The following is a 19,202-nucleotide window of genomic DNA, read 5'->3' on the forward strand; positions in this document are numbered from 1 at the left end:
GCGCGGAGGATCATAGAGGACACCACCTGTCCGCCACCGATGCGAGGGTTCCTGTCGAGCCGCCGGGGCCGCACGGGCCCCGGTCACCTTCGAGAAGGGGTGCGGACGATGTCCTGGACGTCGCCGCACCACGACGGCCCCGCACGCGGGGCCCACGACCGGAGACCTTGATGACCACCGCCACCGTCCTGGACATACGCGCCCTCAACCGCGCGACCCTCGCCCGCCAGCGCCTGCTGGACCGCGCCGACGCCGGCGTCGCCGACACGGTCGCGCACCTGTGCGGGCTGCAGGCGCAGGAGCCGCAGGAGCCGTTCATCGGCCTGTGGTCCCGGCTGGCCCGCTTCGACCCCGCGGAACTGGACGCCGCGCTGACCGGCCGCACGGTGGTGCGCACGCACCTCATGCGCCGCACCGTGCACCTGGTGACCGCCGACGACGCGCTGGCCTGGCGCTCCCGCCACGACGCCATGCTGCGCCAGCGGGCGCAGGGCGCGTACCGGCGGGAGCTGGCCGGTGTCGACCTGGACGAGCTGGCGGCGGCCGGCCGTGCCGTGATGGCCGACGGGCGGGCGCGCACCATGGCCGAGCTCGTGGCGGGCGTCGAGGACCGCTGGCCCGGCCGGCCGCGCCGGGCGCTCGGTGAGCTGCTGATCGCGGCCCTGGTGCCGATGGCGCAGCTCCCGCCGCGCGGTCTGTGGCGGGCCAGGGCGGGCGTACGGAACCTGCCGCTGGCGGCGTGGCTGGGCCGGGACGTCGAGCCGCTGCCCGACGCAGCCGGCGACCCCGTCGGGCAGCGGCTGGTCCGCCGCTATCTCGCCGCCTACGGGCCCGCAGCGACCGCCGATCTGCGCGCCTGGTGCGGGCTGGCGGGGCTGCCCGCCGCGGTCAAGGCCGTGCGCGAGGAGCTGGTCTCCTTCCGCGACGCGCGCGGCCGGGAGCTCCTCGACCTGCCGGGCGCCCCGCGCCCGGACCCGGACACGCCCGCCCCCGTACGGTTCCTGCCCGCGTTCGACAACGCGATCCTCGGCTACCAGGACCGCGGCCGGATCGTCGACGACGCCCACCTCGGGCTGTCCGTGGCGGGGCACCGCGCGGTCCTCGTCGACGGGCGGGTCGCCGCCACCTGGACGGTGCGCGAGGAGCGGCTGGACGTGCGTCCGCTGCGCCCGCTCACCGCGCCGGAGCGGGAGGCCGTCACCGCCGAGGGCCGGGAGCTGGCCGCCTTCCTGGACGCGGCGATGGACGACGTCCCGGCCGGGTGACGCGCCCCGGCGGGCGCCCCCGTGTCGATCCCCGGCCGCCGGGTACCTGCAAAGGACTTCTCGGAAAAGGGGGCAGCACATGACGCCGCACGCCGACGACGCCGCTGTCGAGGACCGCGCCGGCGTTCCCGGGCTCCGGCTGGCCACGGGGGGTTCCACCGCCCGGGGTGAGGACATGGACGCACGGGACGACCAGGAAAGAAACCTGCCCGTCGACCGCAACCAGGCGATCCTGGAGGCGGCCAAGCAGGTCGGCGCGATCCTCAAGCGCGAGGGCCACCCGTTCGCCCTGGCCGGCAGCGTGGCGGTGTACGCCCACGGGGGCACCGGCAACCTCCAGCACGACGTCGACTTCTGCATCCGCCCGGAGGACGCCGACGCGGTCGCCGGCACGCTGCGCGCGGCCGGGCTGACCGTCTTCACCCCGCCGGAGGACTGGCTGCTGAAGGCGGGCTGCCTGGGGCAGCAGGTCGACCTGATCTTCGAGCTGGCGCACCGCCCGGTCGACACGGAGCTGCTGGAGCGGGCGCAGGAGCTGTCGGTGGACTCGGTGCGGATGCCGGTGCTCTCCCCCACCGATCTGCTGCGCGGACTGCTGGCCTCCTTCTCCGAACACCACTGCGACTTCGGCGCGGTGCTGCCGATCGCCCGCATCCTGCGTGAGCGGGTCGACTGGGAGCTGCTGCGCCGGGACTGCGGTGCGCAGCCCATGCCCGCGGCGTTCTTCTTCCTCCTGGAACGCCTGGAGGTCATCGCCCCGCCGCACGACGAACCCTCTCGGGAGCAGTGATGAGCCAGCCGAGCCATTGGCCTGAAGATCCCCTCAACCCGGCGCACGGCGCGGGCAGGACGTCCGGCACGGGCCCCGCCCCCACCTCCTCCTCCGCCGGGGACAACGTCGAGTACCGCGTCGCCCATCTGCGCGACCGGCTCGCCGAGGAGGAGCTCGGCGAGCTGGGCGTACGGGCGGAGGTGCGCTCGGGTTCCGTGCTGGTCACCGGCACCGTCCCGTCCACGCACTGCCGGGACACGCTGCTGCGGACCGTCCGTGACGAACTGGCGGGGCTCGAGGTGCGCTGCGACGTCGTGGTGGCCGAGAACGCCGCCCCCGACCATGCGGAGGAACTGTCGTGATCCGCCTCGCCGCCGTCGGCGACATCCACATGGGGTCCGACAGCCAGGGCCTGCTCCGGCCCGCGTTCGAGACCCTGCCCGACTGTGCCGATCTGCTGCTGCTCGCCGGGGACCTGACCCGGCACGGCACGCCCGAGGAGATGCGGGTGGTGGCCCGCGAAGTGCGGGACCTGCCCGTGCCGGTGGTCGCGGTGCTCGGCAACCACGACCACCACGACGAGCAGCCCGAGAAGGTCACCGAGATCCTGCGCGAGGCCGGGGTGCGGGTGCTGGAGGGCGAGTCGACGGTCGTCGAGTGCGCGGGCTCGCGGGTCGGTGTGGCCGGTACCAAGGGGTTCGGCGGCGGGTTCGTCGGCCGCAGCGCCGGGGAGTTCGGCGAGCCGCTGATGAAGGAGTTCGTACGGGCCACCCGGCGCAGCGCCGACTCGCTGTGCGCGGCGCTGAAGGAGCTGGCCGGCCGGGGCTGCGACGTACGGGTGGCGCTCACGCACTACTCCCCCGTCGCCGACACGCTGGCCGGGGAGCCCGCGGAGATCCATCCGTTCCTCGGCAGCTATCTGCTGGCGGAGGCGATCGACACGGCCGGCGCCGATCTGGCGGTCCACGGTCACGCGCACCTGGGGACCGAGCACGGTATGACGGCGGGCGGCGTCCGGGTGCGCAACGTGGCGCAGCCGGTGATCCGCCGGGCGTTCAACGTGTACCAGCTGCACACGGAGGGGGCGGGCGTCGCCGTCTGACGCCGGGGCCGGCCCCGTCCGCCGTTCCGGGGATGCGCGGACGGGGCGGGGCGGCGCATCCTTGCTGTGTCACCCAGCCGACGAGGAAGACCGATGCATGGGAGCGCCGAGCGCGAGGGCCCGGCGCCCGGACCGCCGGGCGCGGTGCTGACCGGCGCCGTCGCGGACGCGCTGCGCGCGGTCACCGGCTTCGCCGGCGGGGTCTATCTGTGCTCCGGCAGACCCGGGGAGCTGCGGCTCTCGGTGCTCGCCGGACTGCCGGGCCCGCTGTTCCGGCCCTGGTGGCGGCTGACCGTGGACCGTCCGTTTCCCGCCGCGGACGCCTTCCGCACCCGGGTTCCGGTGGTGCTCGCCGACCCCACGGAGACGATGCGGCGCTATCCGCAGCTCGCGGCCGGGCTGCCGTTCCGGTTCGGCTCGCTGTACGTGCCGGTGACCGACGGCGCCCGGACCTACGGCGTGCTGACCGTGCTGCGGCCGAGCGCATCCCACCTCACCGAGGCGATGCCCGCCCGGGACCGGCTCGCCCCGATCGCGGACGCGCTGGGTGCCGCGCTCGGCGGGCTGGAGCGGGACGGGGTGCGGGTGGCGTGGGACGGCGAGCCCCGGTGCGTGCGCCCGCCCGCGGTCGGCGGCGGCACGCCCGGGGGCCGGGTCGGCCGCTTCACCTGGGACCCGGCGGGCGGCGAGGTCACCGTGGACGCCACGCTGCGGGCGCTGGCGGGCCTGGGCGCGGACGGCGGCGTACGGTCCGCGGAGGCGCTCGCCGAGGCGCTGGCGCCGGACGACGCGCACCTGGTGCTGGCCGCACTGCGCGAGGCGGCCGACGGCCCGGCACCGCCGGGGCTGCTGCGGGTACGCTCCGCCGAGGGCGCACGGCGGCTCCTGGAACTCCAGCCGCACGAGCCGGCGCACGCGAGCCCGGCCCTTCACGAACCGGTGCACGGGCGGCCGTCCGCGGACGAGCCTTCGCCCGGACGGCCGTCCGCGGACGAGCCCTCGCCCGGACGCCCGCACGGGGCGTCCCCGGCCGCCCCTCGGATCGGTGGTCTGGTCATCGATCCGGAGCCGGGCGCGGCGGCGGACGGCGCGGCCGATCTGCTGCCCGACGGGGTGTTCGCCTTCGACCGGCTCGGGCTGCTCACCTACGTCAACCCCCGGGCCGCCGAACTCCTCGGGCAGCGGCGGGAGCTGCTGCTCGGCCGGCAGCTGTGGGAGGCCGTGCCCTGGCTGGACCGTCCGGTGTACGAGGACCACATCCGGGCCTCGCTGCTCTCCGTCGAGCCGGTGCACTTCCAGGTCAGCCGCCCCCGGCCGGACGCCGCCTCCGGCGCCGGTACGGAACGGGGCCGGTCGGACGGCGACTGGCTGACGCTGTCGCTGTACCCCGGGCCGGACGTCGTCACCTGCCGCGTGGTGCCACTGGGCCGGGTCGCCGAGACGACCGAGGGCGCACCCGCCCCGGCCCCGGCGGACACCGTCACGCCGACGCACGCGCCCACCACCGAGGCGGCTCCGTCCGGTCTCCCCCCGGCCGTCGTCTCCACGGCCCCGGTGTACCGGCCCATCGTGCTGGCCATCGCCCTGACCGAGGCGCTGACCGCCCGGCAGGTCTCGGAGGTGGTGATGCGGGAGCTGCTGCCCGCCTTCGGGGGCGGCCGGCTCGCGATCTACCTCCTGCACGAGGACCGGCATCTGTACCTGGCCTGGGAGCACGGCTTCCCGCCGAAGTTCCTGCGCCCGTTCGAGGGCGTGGCCCTGGACGCGAGGCTGCCGGGCGTGGAGACGCTCACCGGCGGCCGCCCGCTGTTCTTCGAGTCGATGCACAAGCTCGCCGCCGCCTACCCGGGCATCCCGCTGGACGCCACCGAGGGCGCCCGCGCGTTCCTGCCGCTGATCGCCTCCGGCCGCCCGGTCGGCTCCTGCATCCTCGGCTTCGACCGCGAGCGCGGCTTCAGCGACGAGGAGCGCACGGTGCTCACCGCGCTCGCCGGACTGATCGCGCAGGCCCTGGAGCGGGCCCGGCGCTACGAGAACGAGGCGGCCCTGGCCCGCGGGCTCCAGGAGGCGCTGCTGCCGCACCGGCTGTCGACGCACCCCCGGGTGGAGACGGCGGGCTGCTATCTGCCCGGCACCCAGGGCATGGAGGTGGGCGGCGACTGGTACGACGTGGTCGACGCGGGTGAAGGGCTCGCGCTGGTGATCGGGGACGTCCAGGGGCACGGGGTGCAGGCCGCCGCGACGATGGGGCAACTGCGCAGCGCGGTACGGGCGTTCGCGCTCGGCGACCATCCGCCGGGCGAGGTGATGAGCAGCACCAACCGGCTGCTGATCGATCTGGACCCGGGGCAGTTCGCGAGTTGCTGCTACATCCGGCTCGACCCGCTCACCGGCATCGCCCGGGCCGCGCGCGCCGGTCATCCGCAGCCGCTGCTGCGCCATCCCGACGGCCGTACCGACGTCCTCGACCTGCCGGGCGGGGTGGTGCTCGGCGTGGCCCCGAAGGCGGAGTACCCGGTGACCGAACTGCGCCTGGAACCGGGGGCGGTGCTCGCCCTGTTCACCGACGGGCTGGTCGAGCGGGCGGGGCACGACATCGACGAGGGCATCGGCGCGCTGCGCACGGCCCTGACCCTGGCGGGCGGCCGCGGCACTCCCCCGCAGCAGCCCTCGCTGCCCCGGGTGGCCGGGCTGCTCACCGACCGGGCCCGGCGCGCCGCCGACCGCCCCGACGACATCGCGCTGTTGCTCACCCGGTTGCGGTCCTGCGGCTGAACCGGCTCCTCACCACTTCCTCACCGCCTTTTCGCTCCCGGCCCGTTTCGGCGGTACACCGACAGGTCACCCGGACTCGACGATCCGTCCCGTCCGCACACAGGAGAGAGTCATGGACAACTGGCGAGAGCGCGCCGCCTGCCGCACCGAGGATCCCGACCTGTTCTTCCCCGTCGGCACGACCGGCCCCGCGCTGCTCCAGATCGAGGAGGCGAAGTCGGTGTGCCGCGGCTGCCCGGTCCGCGACGCGTGCCTGGAGTGGGCGCTGGAGACCGGCCAGAACATCGGTGTCTGGGGCGGCACGACGGAGATGGAACGCCGCGCCCTCAAGCGCCGCCGGGCCACCGCGAGCCGGCGCGGCGGCACCGGCTGACACCGCGGCGGCCGCCCCCACAGCCGTATGGACGCTCCTACAACCGCATAGTGTCGCCAGATTCCCCAATACTGCCCTTGTCGCCCCCCTTGAGGCGCGATAACTGTCGACAGTAAGGTCCCTGTCGAGCCTCACCGAGCTGACATCAGCCGGCTGTTCGGCATGCCTTCCACCCCGTCGTCCCCCACCGCGCGGTGTCGGTCGGTCATGCCCGAACGGGCTGGAGAACAAGGGAGTTCACAGTGGTACGTACGAGCCGCACGGACACCGACCGTCCTGCCGGCACAACCTTGTGGAACCACGAGGTCACCTACCGGGCCAGGTCCCGGGCGCTGCTGGTCGCGGTCGCCGGTCTGGCGACGGCGCCCGCGCTGGTCACCCCGGCCGCCGCCCAGTCCGGGCACAAGGGCGCGAGCGGCGGGAGTGGCGGGGCCGGTGGCAGGACCCTCACGGTGAAGTCCGGGGAAACCCTCGAACTCACCAAAACCACCACGGTCACCACCCTCACCATCGCCGAGGGCGGCGTCATCGCCGCACCCGACGGCCACCGCCTCACCCTCACCGTCAACGGCACCGAGACGGGGGCCCGGCTGAGCGAACTCACCGACGGTTACGGCGGACTGGCCACCGCCATCGCCGCCGGCACCTACCGCGGCAAGGTGATCCTGACGGTCGCGGTGGCGAACGACGTCGAGTACAGCGACATGACGTTCCCCTTCCGGCAGGCCGTCTACGTCGACGCGAACGGCGTCGACGAGAGCAAGTCCGTCCCGTCCGACGTGCGCGGCGGCAGCGTGGCCCACACCGGCGCCCACGACATCACCCTGCTGTCCGACGGGGAGTCCTTCAACGGCGTCTACGTCACCGGCGGCGCCACCTACGAGCTGAAGCGGCCGAGGATCGCCTTCGACGGCAACGGCCGCTGCGACTTCATCGGCTACGGCGCCTCGGTCGTCGGCACCGGAGAGGGCACCACCCTCGTCCTGGACGGTGCCGTCATCAAGAACCAGGGCGTGGTGCGCACCGCGGTCATCGCCGACGCCACCGCCAACGTGATCGTCAAGAACTCCACGATCCACTGCGCCGACGGCGACCACGTGCCCGACGAGTACCCGGACACCGGCTCCGGCGACACCCGGTACATGATCACCGTGCCGTGGATGCTGGGCATCTCCGGCAACGTCCGCGCCACCAACCTGCTCGGCGCGAGCACCCGGGCGACGTACATCAACTCCTCGGTCTCCTCGGAGAAGTGGGGTGCCCTCTCGGTCGACGGCGGCAGCAACTGCACGCTCACCGCGATCAACACCCGGATCGCCAACACCGGTGGCGAGGGCTACGGTTCCTACGCCATCGGCGGTGTGACCGAGCACTTCCTCGGCTGCACCTACGACGTCGGCGACTACGCCCTGATCCACTGGGGCGCCTCGGCGCACTACGGCGACAGCACCCGCGAGGCCGTCGCCGCGCTCAACGAGTCCCTCGAACTGGGCCTCACCAAGAGCGAGTTGCGCGGTCTGCCGGTGAAGTCGACAAAGATCGACGCCGGACGGTTCATGGTCCTGTGGTACGCCGCCGGCTCGGTCGCCATCGACGGCGGCACGCAGGTCAACACCGGCGAGACCACCTTCATGTGCAAGGCGGTCGCGGCGGCGGTCACCGTCGACGGCTCGGGCGGCGCCCGCCTCAACCCCGGCAACGGCGTCATCTTCCAGCTGATGGACACCGACCGGCCCAGCAGCGTCACGGTCACGGGCAAGCCGTGGAAGACCGAGATGCTCGGCACCTACACCGAGCCCACCGGCTCCGCCGTCAAGTCGTCGACCTGGGACACCACCACCGCCCAGGCCACCGACGCCACCGCCTCGTTCACGGACATCGACCTGTCCGGCGACTTCTACAACTCCGTCCTCGGCGGCGGCAACGCGAGCCTCCAGGGCCAGAACCTGGTCCTGGACTTCACCCGCTCCACCGTCACGGGCGTCATCTCCGCCAGCACCGCCAAGCACCGTGTCTCCACGATCACCATGGCGGAGTACCGGGAGATCAGCGAGGTCACCAACACCCCGGGCGCGGTCGTCAACAACGGCGTCGTCGTGACCCTGGGCAGCCGTTCCACCTGGACGGTGACCGGCACCTCGTACCTCAGCTCGCTCACCCTGGCCGACACGGCGTCCGTCCGGGGGCCGCGCGGCCGTAAGGTGCGGCTGACGGTCGACGGCACCGCCACCGAGATCAAGCCGGGTACGACGTACACCGGCGCGCTCACGCTCAGCGTGGCATGATCCGCGGATGAGCTTCGGCCCCCGGGACGCGATGCCGTCCCGGGGGCCGGGCTTGTGCGCGAGCTGTCGACAGCGGCGGTCCGATTCCGGCGCTGAGCCCTGTGGGCATACGATAGTGTCGACACCGTTGGGGAACCTGTGAGGTCCGGATGCGGGCCGACGACTCCACCAACCGACCTGCCCACCAACCGCTCGGAGCGAGCGACCGATCAGGGGGACACGGCACATGGCCGGTCAGGACATGGACCTGGTGCTGGAGCGGCTGCTGCGGCTGAAGGACCGGCGCGAGCCGCTGGTCGCGCAGATCGCGGGGTGGGTCGCGGCCGGCATCATCGAGGGCCGGCTGGAGCCGGGACAGGACCTCAACAGCGTCGAGCTGTCGCGCCGGTTCGACACCAGCCGCACCCCCGTGCGCGAGGCGCTGATGCTGCTCGAGCAGGAGGGCCTGGTCGAGATGAAGGCCCGGCGCCGGCCGCGCGTCGCCGCCCCCTCGCTCGCCGACATCCGCGACACCTACCAGGTGCGCCGGAACCTGCTGTCGATGCTGGCCGGGCTGCTGGTCCAGCGGGCCGGCGACGCCGAACTGGCCGAACTGCGCATGCGCGTGGAGAAGATGCGGGAACTGGCCGACGCCGGGGACGTGGACGCGTACTTCTGGGGCCATGTGCAGCTCCAGGAGCGGATGACGGAGATCGTCGGCAACGGCACCCTGAAGCAGATCCTGGACTCCCTCGCGCTGCGCACGCTGATGCTGCGGCACCTGAGCCTGACCCGCCCCGGCCGCCTCGCCTACAGCGTCGACGACCAGGAGCGGCTGATCCAGGCGTGCGAGGAGCGGGACGGGGAGCTGGCCTCCGCACTGATCGCCGGCGCGACCGTCCGGGCGCTGCGCGCGGTGGAGGAGCAGATCGCGCAGGACACCGGAACCGTCCGCAAAACCGCGCGGCGGCGGCGTAGCGATGCGTGAACGTGGCGGTTGGCCCGGGCGTCGGTGCGACGCCCGGGCCAACCGCCTTTCTTCCGGGCCTACTTGGCCAGCACTCCGCCATCGACGGGGAAGTTGCCGCCGGTGACCCAGGTGGCCTCGTCCGAGACCAGGTAGACCGCACACCAGGCGATGTCCTCGGGGCGGCCGACGCGGCCCAGCGGGATGCGGTCGAGCAGGGCGCGCTGGGTGGCGCCCTGGTGGGCGCCGGCCGACTCGGTGGCGGGGGTGCGGACCATGCCGGGCGAGATGGTGTTGGCCCGGATGCCCTGCGGGCCGCCCTCCACCGCGAGCTGCCGGGTGAGCCCGAGCACCGCGGCCTTGCCCGCGCAGTGCGCGACCATGCCGAAGTTGCCGCTGCCCCGGAAGGCGTTGACGGAGGCGAAGTTGACGATCGAGCCGCCGCCGGAGGCCGCCAGGTGCGGCCAGGCGGCCTGGACGGGCAGGAAGACGACGTCGATCTCGCCCCGCATGGTCGGGGTCCACTCCTGGTGGAAGTCCATCTCGGCGGCGGTGGCCATGTGCGGGGCGACGGCGCCCGCGGTCACCAGCGCGTCGACCCGGCCGTACCGTTCCTGGGCCAGGTCGGCGAAGCGACGGGCGTCGGTGGGGTCGGTCATGTCGAGCGGGGCCACCACGTCGAGGTTCAGGCCCCGCTCGGCGGCGAGCTTGCGGGTGCGTTCGGCCGCCACCACGTCGATGTCGCAGCCGAGCACGGTCGCGCCCTGCTCGGCGAAGAGCAGCGCGCAGCCCTGGCCGATGCCGGCCCCGGCTCCGGTGACCAGTGCCACCTTGCCGGTGAGCCGTCCGGTGCGGGTGTCGGTGGTGCTCATGTCGTCCTCCGGTGTGCGGTGTCGGGGGTGCCGGTGGCGGCCGGCGTGGGCAGTTCCACCCGCAGGGCGACCAGGAACCGGGACACCATGCTGTACGCGGCGACGGTGGCGGTGAGTTCCACGAGTTCGGCCGGGGTGAAGTGGTCGTGCAGGGCGTCGAAGACCTCGTCGGGGACGTGCACGTGACGGGTCATGGCGTCGGTGTAGGCGAGGGTGCGGCGCTGCCGCTCGTCCAGGGCGGGGTGGGCGTCGGCGTGCTCGTCGCGGAGTGCGTCGAGCTGGGCCGGGCCGAGCCCCGCGGCGCGGGCCTCGGCCTCGTGGGCGACCCATTCGTAGTCGGCCCGGTTGAGCACGGCGATCCGCAGGATCACCAGTTCGCGGAGGTCGGCGGGGAGGGCGGTGCGCTGCCGGATCGCGCCGAGCAGGCTGTTCCAGCCGTCGGCGAGCGGGGGGCTGTGCAGGAGCATGCGGTCCAGGGGGCGCAGGGTGCCGCCGCGCCGTGCGCGGATGCGCTCCGCGACCTCCCCGGCTCCGTCGGTACCCGTCAGTCGTGCCACGGGTGGTCCTTTCTGGTTCGTCAGGAAGTGGGGGCGGCGGGGGCCCGCAGTTCGGCCCGGCGCACGGTGTCACCGAAGACCATCGCGGGGGTGGTGTCCGGGCCGGTGAAGTGGGGCCATGGCGGCAGTCCCCCGCCGCCCGGGTCACCCGTGGTGACGAAGCGCGCCCAGGCGTCGGCCATGACCGTGGCCAGGTGCCGGTCGGTGTCCTGCCAGCCCCAGGTGGGGCGCTGCGCCAGGTTGTCGAAGACGTAGGGCAGTTCCGCGGTGTGGTGGACGCCGAGGTCGGGCAGGCCGGGTGGCAGCGGGGGCCGGTGGTCGAAGCGGTACATCCACACGGGTGCGCCGCAGGTGGCGCGGTGGGTGCGGGCCCACTGCCACACCGGGCCGGTGAACCGGGCGTCGCCGACGGCGGCGGGGTCCTCGCCGGGGCGGGCGTAGACGGTGCCCTCGTCGGTGTTGGTGCCGAGCAGCAGCGGGACGGGGTGCTGGCGGCCGGCGGCGAACACATCGTCGGTCGGTGCGGTGAGGACCCGGCCGTCGACGACCGGTCCGAAGTGACCGCGCACGATCAGCTCGACGCCGGAGACCCGGCGCAGCGCGCCGATGTCCCGCCCGCCGAACTCGTCGGCGTACGCGAGCCCCCGTTTCTGTGCCTCCTCCTGGCTCGGCAGGGGCCCCTCCGCGCGGCCGACACCCGAGGCGCTCTGGCCGAGGGCGGCGTGGAAGTGACCGCGGGCCGCCGGTGCCGCCATGAGGTGGCAGAGGTGGGCGGCTCCGGCGGAGTTGCCCGCGAGGGTGATCCGGTCGGGATCGCCGCCGAAGGCCGCGGCGTTCTCGCGCACCCAGGTCAGGGCGGCGAGGAGGTCGAGCAGTCCGTAGTTGCCGGACGCCCCGAGGTCGTCCTCGGCGGCCAGTTCTGGGTGGGCGAGGAAGCCGAGGGCGCCGAGCCGGTGGTTGAGGGTGACGACGACCAGGCCCCGTCCGGCCAGGGCGCGGCCGTCGTGGATGTCCTGGGAGCCGTGTCCGTAGCGGTTGCCGCCGCCGTGTATCCACACCATGACCGGCAGTCCGGTGCCCGGCGCGGGCTCGGGTGTCCACACGTTCAGGTAGAGGCAGTCCTCGCTCATCACCAGGGCACGCCGGTCGGCGAAGTTGGTGTGGTACATGACCGAGTCGGTCGGGGGCTGCGGCTGGAGGGGCGCGGGGCCGAAGTCGTGCGCACGTCGCTCGCCGTCCCAGGGCGCGGCCGGGCGGGGCGGGCGCCAGCGCAGGTCGCCGACCGGGGGCGCGGCGAAGGGGATGCCGCGGAAGACGGCGACGGGGCCGTCCCACTCCCCCACGAGCCGCCCGCCCACGGTCCGGGCCCGTGGGGCGCTCACGCGGGAGCCTTGTGCAGCCGGCCGTCCTTCATGATGGCCGCGAGCCGGTCGCGGTCCTGGAGGATGCGGATGTCGTCCAGCGGGTCACCGTCGACGAGCACGAGGTCGGCGAGGTACCCCTCCCTGACCTGGCCGAGTTCGTCGCCCATGTCCATCACCTGGCCGCCGTACTGGGTGGCGGCGCGCAGCGCCTCGGCGGGGGTGAAGCCGAACCAGTCGACGAAGAGTTCCAGGTCGCGGGCGTTGCGGCCGACGGGGTTCCAGGCGAAGCCGTAGTCGCCGCCGGTGACGACGCGGATGCCGCGCCGGACGAGTTCCGGGACGACCTCCTTGACCGCCTTGGCGGTGGCCTCGACCTCCATGCCGGGCTCGGGCTCGCTGTCGGCCTCGTGCAGGTTGGCGTGAATGATGCCGGGGGTGGGGGCGACGAACAACCGGTCGCGGGCCTCCTGAAGCAGGTCGAGGGCCTCCTCGTCGGCGAAGGTGCAGTGGTAGACGGCGCGGATGCCGTGCCGTACGGCCATCTTGACCGACTCGGCGGCGTGGGCGTGGGCGGTGAGCCACACCCCGCGTTCCCTGGCGGTGGCCGCCGCGGCGGCGACCTCCTCCTCGGTGAACTGCACGATCCGCGAGGTGCCCTGGACGACCGCGCTCTCGCCGGACAGCGACAGCTTGACGATGTCGACGCCGACGTCGGCCATCTCCCCGACGAAGCGGCTCACCGAGCCGGGGTCGGAGGCCCGGCCGTCGATGCCCGGGAAGTCGTAGACGCCCGGCTCGCGCATGCCGGCGGTGCCCTCCCAGGAGGCGGCCTTGAAGCGCGGTCCGGGCATCCAGCCCTCGGCGAAGGCCTTGCGGGCGGCGACCTCGGTGCGCGGCAGCCGGTTGCCGCCGGAGTAGGCGCTGGTGAAGCCCTGGTCGAGGAGGACCCGGCCGGCGTGCGCGACGAGCAGTGCCTTCTCCTCGTCCGACTCGTCGCGGCGCCGCGAGAGGTGTTCGGTGGTGGAGCCGAAGCCGAGGTGGGTGTGGGAGTCGATCAGGCCGGGGATCAGGGTGCCGCCGCCCCCGTCGATCACCCGGGCGCCGGACCGCCGGGCGGCCGGGACCTGCGGGGCCACCGCGGTGATGCGATTGCCCTCGACGAGGACCTCGGCGGGGTAGGGGTCGCGTCCGGTGCCGTCGAAGACCCGGACGTCGGTGAAGACGGTCGCTCCGCCGGAATTGCTCATGGTGCGCTCCTGAAGGTGTGCCGCATCTCGCCCAGGCCCCCGATCCTGCTCACCAGGGTGTCACCGGGACCTATGAAGCGTTGTGGGGTGCGTCGGTTGCCGACGCCCGCGGGGGTGCCGGTGAAGATCAGGTCGCCGGGCCGCAGCGGGCAGATCGCGCTGAGGTGGGCGACGAGCCGGGGCACCGGGAAGATCATGTTCGAGGTGCGGTCGTGCTGGACGGTCTCCCCGTTCAGCTCGCAGGTCAGCTCCAGGTCGTCCCGGTCGGCGAGCTCGTCGGTGCTGACCAGGGCGGGGCCGACCGGGCCGAAGCCGGGGAAGGACTTGCCGAGCGAGAACTGGGCGGGGCGGCCGGCGAGCTGGGTGATCCGCTCGGAGAGGTCCTGTCCCACGGTCACCGCGACGACGGGGTCCCAGCCGTGTTCCTCGGGGACCCGGTAGGCCTCGTGGCCGATGACGGCGACCGTCTCCAGCTCCCAGTCGACATGGCCGGGCGGTACGTCGATGGTCGTGTACGGCCCGGTCAGGCAGCTCGGGAACTTGGTGAACACCAGCGGTTCGGCCGGTTCCTCGTAGCCCGCCTCGGCGGTGTGGGGGCGGTAGTTGAGGGCGACGGCGAAGATCTGGCGGGGCTCGGGCACGGGGGCGAGGAGGTCGGACTCCTTGTACGGCACGGCCGCCGACGGGTCCACCCCGGCGGACCAGTCGCGCAGGGCGTCCCACTGGCCGAAGAGCGCGGCCGGGTCGGCGTCGAAGCCGCCGGTGGCCACGTCCACGGCGCCGTCACCGGTCAGCAGGACGCTGCGGCCCGCGAGGTTGGCGATGCGCATGCCGTCACGCCCACTGGCCGGCGGGCGGCTCCGGGGTGCCGTAGGCGTCCTGCCAGCTCACGACCCGGTTGCGGAGCACGCCCAGGTGCTCGATCTCCGCCTCGACGACGTCGCCGGGCTTGAGGTAGTGGGCGAACGGGTCCTCGGTGCTCGCGGCGACGCCCGCGATGGTGCCGGTGGTGATGAGGTCACCCGCGCTGTAGGTCTGCGGGGAGTGGTAGGCGACCAGCTGCGGGATCGACACCGACATGCGCGAGGTGTTCGACTTCTGCCGTACGTCGCCGTTGACCCGCAGCTCCATGTCCAGGTCGTGCGGGTCGTCGATCTCGTCGGCGGTGACGATGTACGGGCCGATCGGACAGAAGGTGTCGATGGCCTTGGAGAAGGAGAAGACGCCGGACTCCATCTCCTTGCGCTGGATGTCGCGCGCGGTGATGTCGTTGAAGACCAGGTAGCCGGCGATGTGCTCGGCGGCCTGCTCGGCGGTGAAGAACTTGCCCGGTTTGCCGAGGACGACGGCGAGTTCGAGCTCGTAGTCCAGCTCGCGGGTCAGGTTGGCCGGGTAGACGATGTCCTCGTCGGGGCCGATGACCGCGTCCACGTTCTGGAAGAACACGATGCCCTTGTTGACCGGGTGCGACCAGTCGACGCGTTCCAGGTCCTCGTGGTGCTCGCGGAAGTTGCCGGCCGTGTGGAAGAACTTCTTCGGCACGATCGGCGCGCGCAGCCGGACCCCGGAGAGCGGGAACGTCCGCCCCGTTTCGGCGACTTGGCCGTCCCGGGCGAAGAACTCCCGGGTCGTCGGGACGTCGAGTCCGACGACCGTGTCGCCGTCCAGACGGCCCACGAGTCCCGTCTCGGGGCCCGCGTCGAACGTCACCAGTTTCATCAGAACCTCCATGGCCTCACCGGTCAACTAATAACTGTCGACACTCAGCCTGCATGAAGCCGCTGTTCGCGTCAACAGTCCGCGAAGTGTGGACACCTTGCTTCGGTGTCGACTACCGTCCCCGGCATGAGGACGATGTGGAACTTCACCGGCACCCGCGCGCTCGTCGCCGGTGCCGGAGGCATCGGCGGCGCCGTGACCACGGCCCTGGCCGAGGCCGGCGCCGACGTGGTGGTCCTGGACCGCGACACCGGGCAACTGGACAAGCTCGCGCGCGAACGGGTCGACGGCACCTCCGGCGCGGTCACCGGTCTGACGGCCGATGTGACCTCGGCGGACGCCTGCCGGGAGGCCGTGGCCGGGGCCGCCGAACGGCTCGGCGGGATCGACGTGTTCGTGCACGCCGTCGGCACCAACGACCGCAGGCCCGTACTGGAGACACCCGACGAGGTGTGGGAGCGGATCGTCGCGCTCAACCTGAGCAGCGGCTTCTGGCTGGGCCGGGCGGTGGGCGCCCTGATGGTGCCCGCCGGGCACGGCCGGATCGTCTACCTCTCCTCTGTGTCGGGCCTGCTCGCCCACCGCCACCACGCGCCGTACGCCGCCACCAAGGGTGGCATCAACCAGCTTCTGCGGGTGATGGCCCGCGAGTGGGCGCCGCACGGCGTCACCGTCAACGCCATCGCCCCCGGCTACACCGAGACCGACCTCACCCGCGGCTACCTGGCCCGCCCCGGGATGCGCGCCTCCCTGGAGGAGCTCGTCCCGGCCGGGCGCCTCGGCACCCCCGAGGACCTGGTCGGGCCGGCTCTCTTCCTCGCCTCCGCCGAGTCCGCGTTCGTGACCGGTCAGGTGCTGTACGCGGACGGCGGGCGCACCCTCGTATGACGGGCCGGGCCGTTCGGGCCGTCCCGTTCGGGCCGTCCACACCTTTCAACGCCTTGTCGAAGAACGGAGTTCTCATGACCTTCCACCAGCGATTCGCCGGTAAGACCGTGCTGGTCACCGGTGCCGGTACCGGGTTCGGTGCCGAGATAGCCGTGCGCGCCGCCCAGGAGGGCGCCGACGTCGCCGTCCACTACCGGTCCTCCCGCGCGGGCGCCGACGCCACGGCCGAGCGCGTCACCGCGCTGGGCCGCAAGGCGCTCGTCGTCCAGGCCGACATCGCCGAGCACGCACAGATCACGCGCCTCGCCGACGAGATCTGGGGTCACTTCGGCCGGCTGGACGTCGCGGTCAACAACGTCGGCGACGTGGCCCGCGAGCAGATGTCCTGGCGGGACATCACCGAGGAGTCCATCGACCACGTCCTCGCCGTCGACGTGAAGGGCACGCTGCTGTGCACGCACGAGTTCGGTGCGCGGATGCTGGAGCAGGAGGGCGGCGGGGCGATCGTCAACATCGGGTCGACGGTGGTGGCGCGGGGCAGTGCGCGGGCGCCGCAGTACGCCGCCGCGAAGTACGGGATCATCGGGCTCACCAAGTCCTACGCGCACGCGTTCGCGCCGGCGGTGCGGGTGAATGTGTTCGCGCCGGGGTTCATCGAGACGCCGGCGACGTTGGGGCGGGCGGACTGGAAGGGTGGGCGGGGGGACCGGTTGCGGGAGATGACGCCGATGGGGCGGATTCCTGGGCCGGAGGAGCTGGCGGGGGCGGCGTTGTTCCTCGCGACGGAGGATGCGCAGCACATTACCGGGGGGTTCCTGATCGCGGACGGGGGTTACAACATGATCGGGGCGTAGGGGGGTGGGCGGTGGGGTTTTCGCCCCCGCCGCCCTTACCCTTCCCGTCCTTAAGGGGCTCCGCCCCTTCTACCCCGTGGGGGGTGGAAGGGGCGGAGTTTTCGTGTGCGGGTTGTGTGTGGCTGGTCGCGCAGTTCCCCGCGCCCCTTAGGGGGCGCGGTCCAGCAGTTCTATGAGGTTGCCGTAGGGGTCCTTGACGAAGGCCATCCGAGCGCCTGGGCGGGGAGCGGCAGTGGGGGGCATGCTGATGCCGGCGCCCGCCGCCACCAGGCGGGCGTATTCCTCGTCCACGTTGTCCACGCACAGGCAGATGTGGCCGTAGCCCTGGGTGTTGGCGGCTTCCAGGGCGGTGGCGGGGGTGGGGCCGGGGTGGGAGGTGGGGCGGTGGAGGAGTTCTATGCGGTAGCCGCTCTCGTGCAGGAGCATCACTCCGCGCAGGTTGGTATCGGGGATGCGGAACACCGGGGCGGCGGTCAGACCGAGTGCCGTGCGGTACCAGGCGGTCGCGGCCTCCAGGTCCGGGACCGAGATGCCGACGTGGTCGAAGCGTGTCGTCATCGGGGGGACACCGCCGCGTCCGTCCGCTCGCCGCGGATCAGGGTCAGGACGCGCGTGCGCAGGTCGGTGAAGCGGGGGTCGGCACGGGTGGTGAGCTGGTCGCGGTCGGCGCCCAGGTCGACGGTGAGGTTGTCGACGACGGTGGTGGGCCAGCCGCCGAGGACGACGACGCGGTCGCCGAGGTAGACGGCCTCGTCGATGTCGTGGGTGACGACGATGACGGTGATGCCGAGCTTGGCACGCAGCGACAGCGTGAGGTCCTCCAGGTCGAACCGGGACTGGGCGTCCACGGAGCCGAAGGGTTCGTCCATCAGCAGGACGGGGGCCTCGTAGGCGAGGCCGCGCGCGATGGCGACCCGCTGCTGCATGCCGCCCGAGAGCTGCCAGGGGTACTTGTCGCCGACGCCGGCCAGTCCGACGGCGGCCAGGCACTCCTCCGCGCGGGCGGTGCGGGCGGCGCGCTTGACGCCCATGCCCTCCAGCGGGAAGGCCACGTTGTCCCGTACCCGCATCCACGGCAGCAGGGAGCCGCGGTAGTCCTGGAAGACCACCGCGATGTCGGCGACCGGCTTGCTGACCGGACGGTCGCCGTAGCGGACCGTGCCCGAGGTGGGCCCGGTCAGTCCGGACAGACAGCGCAGCAGGGTGGTCTTGCCCGCGCCGGAGGGGCCGACGACGCAGACGAACTCGCCGGGGTCGACCCGCAGCGACAGCCCCTCGATCACCCGGTGCTCGTCCGCGCCGTGGCCGAACGTCTTGCTGACGTCCTCCACGACCAGGCTGGATCCGCGTGTGTTCACGATGCGACCTCGTTCCGGGACGGCGTGGGCTTGGTCCGCCGGGTGCGGGGCGGACGCTGGTGGTACCAGCCGAGCAGCGCGTACTCGGCCACGAGAAGGAGCACGCTCAGGCCGTAGCCGAGGATGCCGATGAGAACGGTGCCGGCCCAGGTCTCGGGGACCGCGAAGCTGGAGCCGGACTGGAGGATGAAGTTGCCGAGGCCGATGGGCGAGCCGTAGATCTCGCTGACGACCATGAGGACCACCGCGATCGACAGCGCGACGCGGATGCCGGCGAAGATCTGCGGCAGCGCCCCGGGCAGGACGACCTTGGTCAGGCGCAGCCGCAGCGGGATGCGGTAGCTGCGGGCGCTCTCGTGGACGGCCGGGTTGATGCCGTGCACGCCGCTGATGGTGTTGAGCAGGATCGGCCAGACGGAGCCCAGCGCGATCAGGAAGATCTTGGGGCCCGAGCCGATGCCGAGGGTGAGGATGATGACGGGCACGAAGGCCACCGTCGGGGTGGCGCGGGCGAAGTCGAGCAGCGGGGCGGTCGCCTGCCGCAGCAGCTTCGTCTCGCCGATGACGAGTCCGGCGCCGACCCCGACGACGGTGGCGGCGGCGAGGCCGGCCACGATGTTGCGCAGGGAGAACAGCAGGTCGTCCACCAGCCCGTCGTGCGCGAGTTCGCGCCACAGGGTGGCGAGGACGTCGGTCGCCGGCGGGAAGTAGAAGCTGGTGCTGCCCGCGGTGGCGACCAGCAGGACGGCGACGCACAGGACGGGCAGCCAGAGCTGCTTGAGCGCGGACGTCCAGAAGGTGCCCGGGGGTTTCAGGGACATGGTG

19 protein-coding genes are annotated in these 19,202 nt (G+C 73.0%); 10 read left to right on the forward strand and 9 right to left on the reverse strand.

The features are described from left to right. Positions 1-170 precede the first annotated feature (170 nt). From OIE12_RS02665 to OIE12_RS02700, 8 genes are all read left to right on the forward strand, one after another. Positions 171-1,265, forward strand: a complete 1,095-nt coding sequence (locus tag OIE12_RS02665) for a winged helix DNA-binding domain-containing protein (RefSeq protein WP_329131264.1) — start codon at positions 171-173, stop codon at positions 1,263-1,265. A gap of 79 nt (positions 1,266-1,344) precedes the next feature. Beyond that, a complete protein-coding gene (locus OIE12_RS02670; protein ID WP_329131266.1) occupies positions 1,345-2,055 on the forward strand; it encodes a nucleotidyltransferase family protein in 711 nt (236 codons plus the stop codon). After that, positions 2,055-2,399, forward strand: a complete 345-nt coding sequence (locus OIE12_RS02675; RefSeq protein ID WP_329131268.1) for a BON domain-containing protein — start codon at positions 2,055-2,057, stop codon at positions 2,397-2,399. Before OIE12_RS02670 ends, OIE12_RS02675 begins: the two co-directional genes overlap by 1 nt. Next, the gene (locus tag OIE12_RS02680; protein WP_329131270.1) at positions 2,396-3,139 is read left to right on the forward strand and encodes a metallophosphoesterase family protein; all 744 of its coding nucleotides are present in this window, start codon (positions 2,396-2,398) and stop codon (positions 3,137-3,139) included. The genes OIE12_RS02675 and OIE12_RS02680 overlap by 4 nt, the downstream gene beginning before the upstream one ends. Before the next feature lie 93 nt (positions 3,140-3,232). After that, positions 3,233-5,914 carry a SpoIIE family protein phosphatase gene (locus tag OIE12_RS02685; RefSeq protein ID WP_329131272.1) on the forward strand — a complete coding sequence of 894 codons (2,682 nt, stop codon included), beginning with the start codon at positions 3,233-3,235 and terminating at the stop codon, positions 5,912-5,914. Positions 5,915-6,026: 112 nt separating this feature from the next. Continuing rightward, positions 6,027-6,287 carry a WhiB family transcriptional regulator gene (locus tag OIE12_RS02690; protein ID WP_329131274.1) on the forward strand — a complete coding sequence of 87 codons (261 nt, stop codon included), beginning with the start codon at positions 6,027-6,029 and terminating at the stop codon, positions 6,285-6,287. Between the two features lie 242 nt (positions 6,288-6,529). Beyond that, positions 6,530-8,572, forward strand: a complete 2,043-nt coding sequence (locus OIE12_RS02695; protein WP_329131276.1) for a hypothetical protein — start codon at positions 6,530-6,532, stop codon at positions 8,570-8,572. 226 nt (positions 8,573-8,798) lie between these two features. Further along, entirely contained in the window at positions 8,799-9,539 is a 741-nt protein-coding gene (locus OIE12_RS02700) for a GntR family transcriptional regulator (protein WP_329131278.1), read from the forward strand. 59 nt (positions 9,540-9,598) lie between these two features. Here OIE12_RS02700 and OIE12_RS02705 read toward each other — a convergent pair whose 3' ends face one another. From OIE12_RS02705 to OIE12_RS02730, 6 genes are read right to left on the reverse strand one after another with little or no spacing between them, the layout of a single operon-like run. Beyond that, positions 9,599-10,390, reverse strand: a complete 792-nt coding sequence (locus OIE12_RS02705; RefSeq protein ID WP_329131281.1) for an SDR family NAD(P)-dependent oxidoreductase — start codon at positions 10,388-10,390, stop codon at positions 9,599-9,601. After that, positions 10,387-10,947, reverse strand: coding sequence for a carboxymuconolactone decarboxylase family protein (locus OIE12_RS02710; protein ID WP_329131285.1), 561 nt, complete (start codon positions 10,945-10,947; stop codon positions 10,387-10,389). The genes OIE12_RS02705 and OIE12_RS02710 overlap by 4 nt, the downstream gene beginning before the upstream one ends. Before the next feature lie 20 nt (positions 10,948-10,967). Next, positions 10,968-12,329, reverse strand: a complete 1,362-nt coding sequence (locus OIE12_RS02715) for a carboxylesterase/lipase family protein (protein ID WP_329131287.1) — start codon at positions 12,327-12,329, stop codon at positions 10,968-10,970. Next, positions 12,326-13,558, reverse strand: coding sequence for an amidohydrolase family protein (locus OIE12_RS02720; protein WP_329131289.1), 1,233 nt, complete (start codon positions 13,556-13,558; stop codon positions 12,326-12,328). The genes OIE12_RS02715 and OIE12_RS02720 overlap by 4 nt, the downstream gene beginning before the upstream one ends. Then, a complete protein-coding gene (locus tag OIE12_RS02725; protein ID WP_329131292.1) occupies positions 13,555-14,388 on the reverse strand; it encodes a fumarylacetoacetate hydrolase family protein in 834 nt (277 codons plus the stop codon). The genes OIE12_RS02720 and OIE12_RS02725 overlap by 4 nt, the downstream gene beginning before the upstream one ends. Positions 14,389-14,392: 4 nt before the next feature. Continuing rightward, positions 14,393-15,277, reverse strand: a complete 885-nt coding sequence (locus OIE12_RS02730; RefSeq protein WP_329131294.1) for a fumarylacetoacetate hydrolase family protein — start codon at positions 15,275-15,277, stop codon at positions 14,393-14,395. Positions 15,278-15,403: 126 nt separating this feature from the next. On the opposite strand from OIE12_RS02730, the gene OIE12_RS02735 reads away from it, so the two are divergent. Continuing rightward, on the forward strand, positions 15,404-16,165 hold the full coding sequence (locus OIE12_RS02735; RefSeq protein WP_329131296.1) for an SDR family NAD(P)-dependent oxidoreductase: 762 nt from the start codon (positions 15,404-15,406) through the stop codon (positions 16,163-16,165). A 74-nt stretch (positions 16,166-16,239) separates the two neighbouring features. Then, entirely contained in the window at positions 16,240-17,019 is a 780-nt protein-coding gene (locus tag OIE12_RS02740; RefSeq protein WP_329131298.1) for an SDR family NAD(P)-dependent oxidoreductase, read from the forward strand. A 147-nt stretch (positions 17,020-17,166) separates the two neighbouring features. On the opposite strand, the gene OIE12_RS02745 is transcribed toward OIE12_RS02740, so the two are convergent. The 3 genes from OIE12_RS02745 to OIE12_RS02755 are packed head-to-tail and all read right to left on the reverse strand — an operon-like array spanning position 17,167 to position 19,198. Then, a complete protein-coding gene (locus OIE12_RS02745; RefSeq protein WP_329131301.1) occupies positions 17,167-17,577 on the reverse strand; it encodes a VOC family protein in 411 nt (136 codons plus the stop codon). Beyond that, complete coding sequence (locus OIE12_RS02750; protein WP_329131303.1) at positions 17,574-18,377, reverse strand: ABC transporter ATP-binding protein; 804 nt, start codon at positions 18,375-18,377, stop codon at positions 17,574-17,576. Before OIE12_RS02750 ends, OIE12_RS02745 begins: the two co-directional genes overlap by 4 nt. Further along, positions 18,374-19,198 (reverse strand): ABC transporter permease, encoded by an 825-nt coding sequence (locus OIE12_RS02755; protein ID WP_329131305.1) that lies wholly within the window; start codon positions 19,196-19,198, stop codon positions 18,374-18,376. The genes OIE12_RS02750 and OIE12_RS02755 overlap by 4 nt, the downstream gene beginning before the upstream one ends. Positions 19,199-19,202: the final 4 nt, after the last annotated feature.

The organism is Streptomyces sp. NBC_00670 (assembly GCF_036226765.1).
GTDB lineage: Bacteria > Actinomycetota > Actinomycetes > Streptomycetales > Streptomycetaceae > Streptomyces.